At 73.2% G+C, this 12,760-nt stretch carries 6 protein-coding genes; all 6 read right to left on the bottom strand.

From position 1 onward, the window contains the following. Positions 1 to 58: 58 nt before the first annotated feature. Positions 59 to 2,953 (bottom strand): M91 family zinc metallopeptidase, encoded by a 2,895-nt coding sequence (locus tag AB0435_RS10845; RefSeq protein ID WP_366426721.1) that lies wholly within the window; start codon positions 2,951 to 2,953, stop codon positions 59 to 61. Between the two features lie 37 nt (positions 2,954 to 2,990). Continuing rightward, entirely contained in the window at positions 2,991 to 4,730 is a 1,740-nt protein-coding gene (locus AB0435_RS10840; protein ID WP_366426720.1) for a hypothetical protein, read from the bottom strand. Between the two features lie 264 nt (positions 4,731 to 4,994). Further along, positions 4,995 to 6,122: a hypothetical protein gene (locus tag AB0435_RS10835; RefSeq protein WP_366426719.1), complete on the bottom strand. Its 1,128-nt coding sequence runs from the start codon at positions 6,120 to 6,122 to the stop codon at positions 4,995 to 4,997. Next, positions 6,119 to 7,087: a hypothetical protein gene (locus AB0435_RS10830; RefSeq protein WP_366426718.1), complete on the bottom strand. Its 969-nt coding sequence runs from the start codon at positions 7,085 to 7,087 to the stop codon at positions 6,119 to 6,121. The genes AB0435_RS10835 and AB0435_RS10830 overlap by 4 nt, the downstream gene beginning before the upstream one ends. Positions 7,088 to 7,116: 29 nt before the next feature. Next, the gene (locus AB0435_RS10825) at positions 7,117 to 10,560 is read right to left on the bottom strand and encodes a hypothetical protein (protein ID WP_366426717.1); all 3,444 of its coding nucleotides are present in this window, start codon (positions 10,558 to 10,560) and stop codon (positions 7,117 to 7,119) included. Further along, complete coding sequence (locus tag AB0435_RS10820; RefSeq protein WP_366426716.1) at positions 10,557 to 12,758, bottom strand: hypothetical protein; 2,202 nt, start codon at positions 12,756 to 12,758, stop codon at positions 10,557 to 10,559. Before AB0435_RS10820 ends, AB0435_RS10825 begins: the two co-directional genes overlap by 4 nt. Positions 12,759 to 12,760: the final 2 nt, after the last annotated feature.

The following is a 12,760-nucleotide window of genomic DNA, read 5'->3' as shown; positions in this document are numbered from 1 at the left end:
GCCCCGCCGGGCCCGCAGCCGGGCCGGCACCGGAATCAGGCCCCCAGCCGCTCCGTGCTCAGTGTGGCAGTCGGCGGTAGGCGTCGACGTAGTTGCGCAGCAGGGCCTCGTGGGTGCCATGGACGATCTCCATGAGCAGGGTCTGGTCGAGGAGGGTTCCAAGGCCCTTCTCCTTGATGCGCTTCTCGAGCTCCGCCTTCCTGCCCTTGTCGACGTACTTCTCGAACTTGTCCGGTTCCGTTCCGGCGACTTCGGCGAGTTTTGCCAGCTTGGCGTCGTCCGGAACGTAGAAGACGAGATCCAAGAGGCCCAGCGCCACATCAGGCGGCACTCGGTAGAAGTCGAGGACACGCTTGCGCCACTCCTCACGGCGGGCATGGCTCTGGGTGTAGGACTGGCGGAGCGCGGCGAGGCGGTCGCTGACGGGGCCCGTTCCGGGTGTGTCCAGGATGGCCTTGACGAGCCTGTCGCCGTCGGTGACGACGGAGCAGTCGGGGGCGAACACCCTGTCGCCCTTGTCCTCGCCACGGAATTTCCCGAGAGACTTCGCCAGGGCCTCTCCTTCCTGGTCACCCGTGCCGAAGGTGACGCCGTCCTCCAGGCTGGTGAGGCCGTCCAGGAGCTTGATGAACGTGTTGGGCTCCGGGAAGTAGACGGTCCTGGAGTCGGCCTTCGCCATCGCGACGCGGACGTCCCGGTCCATCGCGGTGGCGATGGCCACGCGCTGATCGTCACCCTCGGGGAGGCGGTAGCCCCCGCTGAAGAGGTCGGGCCAGTTTCCCTTCTGCAGCCGGTCCGCCGCCGCGTCGAACAGCGGGGTGCCCCCGGGAGTCCTGAGCGAGATCACATCGGCGTCACCGGTGTGGAAGTAGACCCGCTCGTCCCCCTTGCCGCCGGCGCGCAGCGCCTTCACGAACTCCTGCGCCCGGTCGCTCTCGGCGATGGTCTGGCGTATGGCGCCGTAGGGGATGGTCTTCTGATCGCCGAGACTCGTCCTGCCCTTGGACGCGCACCAGAGGAAGGAGAGGACGGCGACCGGGAATTCGTTCTTCTCCCGCTGCCAGGCGTTGGCGAAGGCGTCGATGATCTTCCGCTGCCGTGCGACGCGTTCCGCGCGTTTGGCTTCGCTCTCGCCGTAGGGATAGCCCTCGTTGAGCCCGATGACGAGCGCGCACCCCTGCCGGGTCGCGGTGGCCTCGTCGCGGTAGCGGCGCGCCAGGGTGAGGAGCTTCCGGTGGTCGTCGACCTTGGCCGGGACCATGGCGACGAAGCCCACGTTCCCGTCGAGGGGCTTGGGGCTGCCGATCTCCTGTCCCGTGTACTCGTCGGTGATCTGCTTCCAGGGGGTCTTGCCGGTGGCCGGGGTCTTGGGCCGAACCTGGTTGACGATCACCCCGGCCTGCTTCCGCTGCTCCTCGGGCAGGCTGTCGGGGCTCGTCCACTGCGGCCGGGAAGTCTCGACCGGGTTGCCCGGGCTGCGATGGCACGCGCGCTGCTCGACCAGATAGCCCTGCTCCAGGCGGGCGGCGCCGATCTTGTTCAGGTGATCCCACACCTGGAACGCGGCGGCCGGATCGATATTGCCCAGGAACGTCGCCAGCGCGTTCAGGGAGGAGACGTCGCGCTTGTAGACGAAGCTGCTCGCCCCGGCGAAGAGACGGTGGGGGATCCGTTTGCGGGGCACGGCCAAGTGGTGCACGCGCTCGACCCGCGTCAGCGCGACGTAGGCGATGCGGTGCCGGTATCCCAGGTCGCGGGCGATGGCGACCTCGGTGACCCCGCGCACGCGCGTGCGCTGCTGCCAGGTCGCGGCGGCGTCGCGCAGGGCGGCGAGGCCGTCGGCGTCCCGCCGGCCGGCGCGTGCGACCGCGCGGGCGTGGTGGTCGAAGGCCACCCGCTCGGCCCGTGCCTCGGCCTGGGAGGGCGAGATCCGCCGGCCCTTGTGCCGCTGCACCATGCCGTCGATCCACTCCAGGGCCACGTCGCTGCCGTGGGTGCGGATCTCCTCCCAGTTGACGCCGCGCAGCACGACCAGCCCCTGCTCCGTCTCCGCGACCGGGAGCGGGTAGAGGTATCTCAGGGACAGCTCGGTGAGTGTCGCCTTGTAGAACGTCTCGCGCTCCTTGCGCGTCTCGGGCTTGCCGGTGCCGCGTACGTCCACCGGGCCCGGATCCTTCAGACTGACCGCGGAGCCGGTGCCGTACCTCTCGCGGAACAGCCGCTCGGTCTCGGCCAGCGCGGCCTGCCGGACCCTGGCGCGTTCGTCGTCGTCGCGACCCGTGTCGTCCATGGTTCCGGCCAGGGTGTGTGCGGCGTGGATCAGCTCGTGCGCGAGGGTCACCTCGGGAGCCGTGGCCACGTCGTCGGAGAGCAGCAGCACCCGGGGGTGGAAGGACACGATGGAGTACGCGCCCCGGCCGTTGTAGAGCGGTCCGCCCTTGGGCCTGGAGTTCATCGACCACTGGGCGGGCTTGCCGTCCGTGGCCTGCGTGATGACGACGTTGATCCCCGCGAGGTCCCGCTGCTTCGGCGTCCGACCGTTCTTCCCGTTCTTCCCGGAACCGCCGTGGCGGCACAGGACCCGCGTGCTGATGCCCGTGTCCCAGTCCTCCGGCCCGCCGTAGGTGCCGTCCGGATCGGGCAGCGGCCGGGCGTGGCCCAGGAACTCGACGAGGCGCTTGCCCGCTTCGGAGGACTCGATCCGCCGGAGCAGGAAGTCGATCTCCGCTACGTAGTCCTCGTCGTCCAGTTCGAGGCCGGGCTCGGGGTTGGAGGTGTCGTCGCGTATGTCGAGCACGTCCGGGTCGGGGCACACGGCGATGCCGGGCCGTATCACGGTGAGGGAGAGCGGCTTGCCGCCGAGCCAGGCGATCTCGACGGGCGACTCCGCGGCCGGCCGGACCGGCTGCGGTGGTGTCAGACGGGCAGGGTCGAGCCCTGTGAGGCGACGCATGACGGGGGTGTTTCCTTTCGGGGAGTCCGCGGGGGATTCAGTCCGTGACGACCAGGACGGCCCGTGCCTGCCGGGCGTCGGTGGTCAGGACCAGGGAGGCGGCGGCGCCGGCCGCCGTCGGCGCGGTGTACCGCAGCGAGATCTTCTCGACGGCGGGCAGCAGGTTCGGCAGTCCCGCCGTCGGCGAGCCCGTCGCGGGCAGCAGAGGGGCGAGCGCCTCCGCGAGCGTGATGCCTTCCTGGGCGGCCCAGGTCGCGGTCCAGCTCGTCGCGTCCGGATCCTTGTCCGCCACGAGGTCCAGCTCCATCAGCGACGACTCCGGGCCGCTGAGGAGGAGGGAGCCGGTGGCCTCGACGTCGGACGGGCCGTCCCCGGTGCTGATCCGCGTCGTGAGGTGGGCGCGGGCCCGCAGCCCGGCGGGCAGCGGGAACTCGGCGGAGCCGGCCGCGGCGAACAGCCGTCCCGAGGGCGTGGGGACGACCTCGAAGCACAGCTCCTGCAACGTCAGCTCCGCCAGGGAGGCGGGCAGAGCACTGCCCATGGCCTGCTCGGTCCAGGCGCTGATGGCGCGGAAGGCGATGCGGTCCGCCTCCACGGTGAGCCCCCAGCCCCGGGTGCTCCTGGTGGCCTTCACCCCGACCCGGGTCCCGCCCACGACGAGCGTGCCCGCCAGGGTGACTTCGAGCTCCCGCTCCCCGCCGCCGGACACCAGGACCGTCTGCTCCTCGATCCGTACGCCCGCGATATCCAGGGGGCTCAGGAGCTCTCCGGCGACGACGAAGGTGCCTTCCCGGAGGTCGCACAGGAAGGAGAGCCGCCCCAGGCCGTTCTTGCCGAGGTCGGGGGCCGCCTGCTCGAAGAGACCGCTGCCGTCGGCGAGTTCGCCGTGCGCCGTCAAGGCGGGCAGGTCGACCGTGACGGCGCATTCCAGTCCGCCCACGGACAGGTGTGCGCTCAGCTCGACCGACAGCCCTCCCCAGCCGTTCTGCCGGGCGGCGGAGTCCAGGGCGATCCGCGCCCGGACCTGACTGAGCGTCACACCCGCCAACAGCGGCCATTCCTGCGCCAGGTCGACCTCGAGTTCTCCGGTCACCCGCCCGTCCCCGGGGGCGTACGAGACGGTGACCTCGCGGAGCGCGGGCAGCGCCGAGGCGAGGAGCCCCTGCCACTCCGCGGGGAAGTGGTCGGTGACGGCGTCCGCGCCCGTGCAGCCCGGCAGGTCCGCCATGTGCCGCAGGGACGGAAGGGTGAGCCCGTCGGGGAAGCGGGCGGACACCGTGAACGCGCCCTCCTGCACCGAGGCGAGGAAGAGCACCGGCTCGTCGAGACCGGGCAGCTCCCACCGGGCTCCCGCGACGACCGACGCCCGCTCCTGCTCCGCTTCCTTGTCCGCACGGGGGGTGGCGTCGAGCACGGCGACGGGCGACTGCGCCCCCAGGGCCTGGAGCGGACTCAGGTCGTACGCGGGGAAGGGATCGGGCAGTTGCCACTTCGGGGCGTCCACGACCAGGACGAATCCCACGACCGACCTGCCCGAGGTGTCGGTCAGGAACTCCGCCACGGCCGGGTACGGCTCCGGCCCGAGCGCGGGCACGGCGCAGCGCCCCCGCACCGTCATGCTCTCGGCGGTGAATTCCGCCTCTGAGAAGTTCAGTTCGGAGGATCCGAGATACGTGGAGAACGCGCCGCGGACCGCAGGGTCGGTGAACTCCTCGGACCGGAGCCGCAGGCTCCCGTTCCGTGCCCTCTCGGTGATTTCCTCAACGGACAATGGCATTGCCGAATCCCGTCCTCGATGTTCTGTGGTCACTTACGGCCGGCCACTCGACGAACGGAGGCTGGGCGCCGTGGGCGGGCGATGCGATTCCGCATGCCGGGCCCGGTGAATTCTCTGTGATGGTCTGTCCTCGATGGATTTCCGGCCGACGGCCCCTGTGACGCCGGCCGCCCCTCACGGAAGCCGAGCCGGCCGGGCAGCGGCTTCCGTGCCGTCGACGGTCCACGGCCCGGCCAGGTCAACGCCGGGCCGGGTCCTGCGGGTTCACGCGGGGAACTCGTGATTTCCCCATGCGATGGTGACGTTCGCGTCGCCGGTGTTGCTCACGTCGGCGGAGACGAGCGTGGCCTTGCCCGCATCGAAGCAGCTGTCGCCGCCGGCACCGCCGTGGCCTCCCTGGCCGCCGGCACCGCCGCCGCCACCGCCGCCCGCACCGCCTCCGGAGTGCCCCAAGAAATTGGCGCCCCCACCCCAGCTTCCGCCGCCACCGCCGCCGCCACCGAAACCGGCCTGCCCCGTGCCTCCGTCGGCTGCCCGGGCCCGCGCGCTCCCGTTGGCACCGGACCGGCCTCCCCGGCCACCGTCGCCACCGTCGCCACCCGAGCCACCAGCGCCGCCGGGGGCGTAGCCCGATGTCCCGGATCCCCCGGCACCACCCTTCTGTTCGCTTCCGTTGCCTCCATCACCGGCATCGGCTTCCCCGGCACTGCCGTCGCCGCCGCTGGAGGCCGTTCCCCCGCCTCCTCCGCTTCCGCCGCTACCAGGGGTGTAGGCGCCCCACTTCCAGCCGTTGCCACCGCGTCCGCCACCGCCACCGTCGCTTCCGGCCGACCCCGGGCCGCCCGGTCGGCCGGAAGCGACGGGACCGTCGGCGCCGGTGATGTCCCCGGCGTCCCCACCGGCACCACCACCGCCCCCCTTCCCTCCGGAGCCACCGGAACCGCCATGTCCGAAGCCGTCGTTCGTGCCCTGGCCACCGTCGCCGCCGCCTCCTCCGGTGCCACCCAAGCTGCCCGCCGCGCCCGCGTCCCCACCGCTCCCCGCCCCCGCGATCAGCGTGTCGCGGTGGAAGACCTGCGCCGAGGCCGCCGTTCCTCCGTCGCGGGCGACGCGGACGTCGATGACGTCCCCGGGAGCGACGTAGAGCAGGGCTCGGATGTCGGCGCCCTTGCCTCCGCGCACCTCGTCGGCGTCATTGCCCCCGGCACCCTGGAGGTGCAGCGAGAGGATGGTGACGTGGTCGGGGACGATGAACGTCCGCTTGTCGTCCGAGCCGTTGTAGGAGAAGGACCGGCTGCCGCTGTCCGCCGAGGTGCGGATCCTCAGGCGGCCGTCGGCCGTGATGTCTCCGGTGACCTTGAGCTGTCCGCCGATGGTGACTTTGCCGGTCATGCCAGCTTCCCCCGCAACGGCGTGCCCTCGGGGTCGAGGAACCGCGCGGCGGTCGTGACGTCGCCGGTCGCCTCGACAGCGCCGGTGACGTTCATGTCCTTGCCGACGGTGAGGTCGCCCGTCACGGTCAGGTGGGGGAAGGCGGGTTCCTCGACGGCGACGGCCGTCGAGAGGTGGTGCGTGATCGTTTCGCCGGAGCGCTTCAGCGTCACCTGGACGTGGAAGTAGGTGTCGCGGGTCAGGCCGGTGACGGGGAACTGCCACTTGTCCTGGCCGCTGAGCGGCCCCGCGTGTCGGCCGTCGAAGTGGATGTCGCAGACGGCGTCGGACGGCGCGGTCCAGGTGAGGACGGCTTTCCGGCCCGGATTGAGCAGAGTGACGGGGGTGGAGCCGGGGTTGCCGTCGGTGTCCGCCTCCCGGAGGACGAGGTCGCCCACCACGTCGGCCGTGAGGGCCTCGGCCGGGGGGTACTTGGCGAGCGGGAGGGTGACCTGGTTGGTCTCCCACGTCCGGCCGTCGTCGACGCTCACGGTCTCCCGGACGCGCAGCAGGGCGGTGCCCGCGAGGCCGCCCGCCTTGAAGTCCTTGAGGCGCAGCAGGAGTCCGTGCGTGGTGAGGGAGACGGACTCCCCGTCGGCGGGGCGGACGGTGAGCGGTGTGCCGCCGGCGGTGAAGGCCGCCATCTCGTCCTGGGGCAGGGTGAGGAGGACGCCGCTCTCGATCTCGTCGACGGTCCACTGGTCGCTCGGTTCGACGGAGGGGACGATGCGGTGGCCCGCGGGTACGAGGTCCTGGGCGAGGTCGCCGGTGGGGATCTCGACGAGGATCTGCTTGCACAGGACGGCCTCGGTGCCCGAGTTGGACACGACGATGTCGATGTGGGCCGGCCGGTCGGTGGCCAGGGGGGCCGGGACGGTGGCCAGGCCGTAGGTCAGGCGGCTGGTGCCGCCGGTGCTGGCGTTCATGGTGGCGTTTCCTTGGGTGCTTGCGGGAGTTACTCGGACGTGGCGGCGTCGGCCGGCGGGAGCGGGCTGCGAGAGGTGAGCAGGCCGGAGCGGAGCACGGGGACCCGGTCGTTCCAGCGCGGAGTGGTGCTCGCGGCCGAGGTGGGGAAGTGGGCCCAGGTGCCGTCGGCGGCACGCTCCGCCCATGTCCACGTCTGGTCGTCGACGGTGCGCACCGGCAGTGCGACGGTGTCCTGCGGAAGGGCTGCCGCCGGGGTGAGCAGCGGCCCGGTGCGCAGGACGGTGCGCATGCGGTTCAGCGGTCCGTCGGTGAAGCGGTGGGGGATGTCCAGGGCCGTGGTGGGCAGCAGGCCGGTGGTGGCGTGCACGGGGGCGTGCGGGTCGACCAGCAGGGTCAGGTGCCGGGGTGTCCCGGCTGTGACGCGCAGGTGGGTCCCGTCGCCGATGGCGGCGAGGCGCGGATGCGGGTCGGCCGGTGCGACCACGGTGCGCAGCATGTCGGGGTCGGTGTCGGCGAAGTAGCCCACCAGTCCGTCGCCCATGCGCAGTTGCTCGCCCAGGCGCACCGGCCAGGAGTAGCCGGTGAACTCCGGCCGCGGCGGCTCGTGGTCGAAGATGTGCTGCCAGCCGGGGTCGGTGGGCGGCGGTCCGTCCAGGTCCAGGTGGAGGCGGCAGCGGACGAGGGCCAGCGGGCGCCCGGCGAGCGCGGCCGAGGCGGCGCCCGCGGTGGGCACGATGTCCACCAGCGAGGTCTCCAGGAGATCCATGGCGGCGGGCAGCGGACTGCCGTCCGCACCGGTGCCCTGGAACCAGGTGATGAGCGCGTGCAGGTGGGGGAAGGCCGTGCGCAGGGCGTCGAGGCCGACGGGAGCGGCATCGGGCAGCGGTGTCCACACGGCTTCCCGGGCCGGCCGGCCGATGCGGTACGCCCAGCGCAGCAGGCCGAGGGCGGTGCTGTCGGGTGCGTACGCGGTGAGCGAGCCGTCGACCAGGTTGGGGACGATCCATCCGGCGAGCGGGTTGCCGTCGTCCAGATGGGTGGCCGGGTCCGTGTCGCGGGCGGCGTCCATGAGGTCGAGCCCGAGGCGCGCGGACTGCGGCAGGCGCGGCGGCAGCTGGACGACGTGCTCCGGGGTCGTCTCCAGGGCCTCGGGGACGTGCTGCGGGCGCAGCGCGTCGGCGACCACCGGGTGCCGGAGGCCGCTCGCCCCGCCGGTGCCCGCCGGGGCGATGACGTCCAGGGCGCGGCCGAAGGAGTCCACCAGGGTCAGCCTGAGGAAGCGGAACTGGCCCGCGCGCAGCTGCTGGAAGCCGGAGTCCGGCCAGCCTTCGAAGGGCACGGGCAGGGGGCCCGGGTCGGGGCTGGTGCGGTAGGCGTCACCGATCAGCTCCGCCAGCTCCGGCGGCGCGCCCAGCGGGGGCACGCCCTGGCCGGGGTCCTGGCCGATGAGCATGTCGCGCAGCCCGGCCAGTGAGCTGGACAGCACGTCCCCGCGGACCACCCGCTGCGCCAACGCGTCGCAGTGCGCGGAGAGTCCGGGGTCGTCGGGTGCGTACTGCCGGAGCTGGTCGGCCAGGCTCCGCGGCAGGTGGTCGCTGAGCAGCGTCCGGCCGGTGTAGGTGCGCGCGGCCTCGGGGCGGGGCTGCGGGCAGGAGTAGCGGTTGCCGTCGAACTGCCACTGGTCGTGGGGGAGGGGGTGGTATTCGACCTCCCAGAGCAGGTGGAGGGGGTGCCACGGCTGTTCCCAGGGATCGTTCCCGAAGGCCGGGACGGTGCCGGTGCGCGGAGTGGCCGCTGCCGCCCTGTCTGTCCGGCTGTTGGGGTCGAGCAGGAACGCCTCGCGCAGCAGGGCGCGGGTGGAGCCCGGCATGACGGCGTGCTCGTCGGTGCCGAGGCCGAGCGTGTTGCACGCGAGATCGGCCCGGTCGGCGGTGAACTCGGCCGGGTCGTCGGCGAAGTGTACGGCTGTCACGGTCTGGTCGCCGAACCGGCAGCGCAGCGTCGTGTCGTCCGAGGTGGGCATGGAGCCGGCGCCCTGCAGGACGACGGCGGGGTCCAGGGCACGGTGGAAGGGGGCCGGGGCCACACGCTTGAGGTCCCAGCCGGTGGGCAGGCCGTGTGCCTGGGCGTACTGGCGGACGGATTCGGCCAGTTGCGCGGGTGTGTCTCCGCCGGGGACGGCGGCCCTGAGGCGGTCGACCTCCTGGCGGCCGGCGCGTACGCGTGCCGCGAGGCTGCCTTCGCGCCCGGCGTCGAGCTCCTGCGTCAGCTGCTGGTGGTGGTAGCCGCGCGGCAGTACGGGCAGGCCCTGGAGGCGCCACATGCCGTACAGCTTCCGGCGCAGCCCGGCCAGTTCGCGGTCCGCCCGGTCGTAGGCGTGCTGCGCGGCGTTCAGGGCGGCCTCGACGGCCCGGGCCTGGCGCTCGTCCTCGGGGGAGGCGGTCTCCTCGGCGGTGCTGGGCGGTACCGCGTGCCAGGCGTACGAGGTCGTGCCCTCGCCGAAGCCGGCGCCGAGCAGGATGTCGGCGAGGTGGTGCGTGTTGTCCGGCTCGTCCGCGCGGGCGAGGGTGTTGCTCTGGAGCTGGTCGAGCAGCGCGGGCGCGAGGGTGAGGGACGGGTCGGTGGCCGCCTTGTCGGCGGTCAGGGCGGTGAGCGCGGAGCGGGCGCTGTCGGCGACGGCCACCGTCGGGTCGGGCCACTGCTCGCCGGAGGGGTCGTAATGGGGCGACACACTGTGGACGCGGCCGGTGTAGACGGTACGGGTTCCCGGGGCCGGGGTGCTGTCCGCCTGCCAGCCCAGGGAGCTCTCCAGGGCCTCGCGTACCCGCGGGTCGTCGAGCGGGTCGTCGGAGTTCGCCGCGTGCCATCCGATGACCTGGTAGCCCAGGCGGTCGAACTGGTGGGGCAGTTGCGCCAGGGGGTCGTGGAAGGAGAAGACGTCCTGGCAGTGCGGCTGGAACGCGGCGAAGGACAGGGTCCCCGGGCCGGTCGCGGTCAGGAAGGTGGGCTGCTCCGCCGCGGATTCCGTCCACCGCCCGGCGTCGGTGTGGCGTCCGATCCGGGTCGGCGTGACGTGACCCCGGCCGGGGCGCAGGTAGGGGACGGTGCCGGTGCGCTTGTTCAGGAAGTCGCTCTCGACGACCCACGCGGCGGTGGCGTACTCGCCCGCGGCCGTGTAGGCGTGCCGGACGACCAGCCAGCGGTTCGGCGCGGGCGGGAGCGTGACCTCGCCACCGGGCGTGGTCGCCCGGCGCAGCGCCGCAGGAAGCTCCCAGTGCAGGTACACGCCGTCGTTGCCCGCTTCCTGGGAGAACTCCGTGGCCGTGCTCGCGTAGGGCGACGGCTCCGGGGAGCGGTGGACCCCGAGCAGGTGGTAGTTGGGCATCCAGCGGAGGAAGGAGTCCCGGCCGCGCACCTGGTCGTTGACGACCAGGGCCCGGAGCCTTACGGGGACCAGGAGGTCGGTGTTCATCGGGTGGTTCCTTCGAAGGAGAGGGCCAGCTGCTCGGGAGCGCGTACCAGCTGCACGGCGAACTCGGCGGGGGAGAGCGCGGATCCGGGCTTGACGTCCTCGGCGAGGCGGGCCGCGAGCCTGCCGACGTCCAGCACCCGCGCCCCGGCGGGGGTGGTGACGGTCAGGGCCGGGTCGGCGCCGACGGGCACCGAGCGCTCCAGCGGCCGGCCGACCTCGCCGGGGGTCAGGCTGCGCAGTGCCACGTTCCCCTGGTCGTCCACGCCGAAGTGCAGCCCCTGGCGCGGTTCGCTGATCGTCAGGTGGTCGGGCATCCGGTCGAAGAGCATCAACAGGACGTCGCCGCCCAGGACTTCGTGGCGGATCACCTCGACCGGCGTGGTACCGGACGAGGTGCGGGCTTCGACGCGCAGCGTCGGCCAGCCAGGCACGAGGGCCGAGCGCAGCAGCAGACCGGCGGCGGGCACGGGCCCCTGGGCGTCGAGCAGGCCGTCCAGTTCGGCGTCGGTCGTGGTGTCGGCGCGGGGGTGCCGGTCGAGGCTGCGCGCGCCGTCGAGCAGGGCATGGAGCCAGCCGCGGTCGACGTGGAACAGGCGCAGGCTCTCGGGCGGGAGCATCCGCTGGTCCGGTACGAGGCAGTCGAACGGCACTCCGCCGAGCGTGCGCAGCTTGGCCAGCCAGGCCGCCGTCTCGCGCGCGTCCGACGACGGCTGCTGCGGGGCGGAGGAGCGCCGCGGCGCGTCGAGGCGGTACGCGGTGGGAGCGGCGCGTACGGTCCGGGGGCGCGGCTCGTCGTCCTCGGGGATACCGAAGGCCGTGGCCAGCGCGTCGAGGGCGTCGCCGCGCAGCAGTTCCTCGAACTGCTCGCGCGGGGTCGGTGCGGCTGTGCGGGCGGCCATGCGGGGTGCCGGCCCGGCGGAGGGGGCGCTGTGGAAGAGCTGCCGGCGGTACGTCGCGTACTGGCGGTCGGTCGCCCGGCGCAGCCGGCCCTGGTGGCGCAGGCGGACGAGGGTGGTGGAGAAGCCGGGGTCGGCCAGGGCCAGGGCACGGCCCACGTTCCAGGCGCAGGCGTAGCCGGTGGCGAAGGTGCCGGTGTGCGGCTCGTGGAGCAACAGGCCGTCGGCGTCGGGGAAGTGGCCGTCCGCCGGCCGGGGCAGCTCGGGCGCGACGCGGGGGAGGAACGGGCCGCTGTACCACGCGAGGGCGCGCTCGCCGGACTCGGTGATGTGGGTCATCGGGACCATGCCCTGCTCCAGCAGGGTGCCCAGCTCGTCCGGCAGTCCGGTGTCTGCCGTCGGGGCCGGGCGCAGCGGGGCGGCGCTGTGCTCGCCGTTCCCCGGGGCGAAGCGTCCGGCCAGCCGGCCGAAGCCGTCGCCGGATTCGGGGCAGGAGGTGAACGTCCAGCTGTGCAGGGACACCAGGCGCACGGGCTTGCCGTCGGCCTGCGGCCCGGGCGGCGTGTGGCCCTCCAGTGAGACCAGGTGCGCCACGTACCGGCCCTGGGCGGAGTCGGGGAAGCGGGCTGTGGTGATGACCGCGTGCGGGTCCCGGCCCAGCCGGCCGTCCTGGCCCCCGGCGGGCACGGCGTCCTCTCCGCCCGAGCGGACGTGGGAGAGGAAGGCGAGGTCGGACGGCGCCGGCAGCAGCTGTGCCAGCAGTTCCCGCGGTACGTCGACGACCTGACAGGGGGTGTCGAGCAGGGCGGGGTCGACGGCGTCCCGGTCCAGGGCGGGCCCGGACACCGCGGCGTCGCCGTCGAGGAGCGCGCGGACGGTCAGCGAGGCGGCGGTGCCCAGTGCGTTGGGGTCGCCGGGCAGTTCGCCCTCGCCGAAAAGCAGCAGCGCCAGCCAGGGGGCACGGGCGGGGTTCTGGACGCCGGCGGTGAAGGGCTCGCGCTCCCACGGCAGGGCCGCCGGGTTGAGCGTGATGTGCGGGAGCAGGCCGTGGAAGGGGCCCTGGCTGTGCGGGGCCGGGTACACGGCGTGCACCCACGAGGGGTCGAGACGGAACTGCGCGGCCCGTACGTCGACGATCTGTTCCACCGGGTCGAGACCGGCGCCCGGCAGATCCTCGGCGGGGAACCGCTGGCCGACGGTGATCCGGTAGCGGCCGGCCTCGACGCCGGGCAGCAGGTGGTCGTGGAAGGTGACGGGGGTGTCGTCCGCCGGTGCGGTCTGCTCGGTCGGGTGCGTGGTCATGA

The organism is Streptomyces sp. NPDC051173 (assembly GCF_040689515.1).
Lineage (GTDB): Bacteria > Actinomycetota > Actinomycetes > Streptomycetales > Streptomycetaceae > Streptomyces.
The sequence above is the reverse complement of the archived record's forward strand: the minus strand, read 5'-3'. Positions and strand labels throughout refer to the sequence as shown.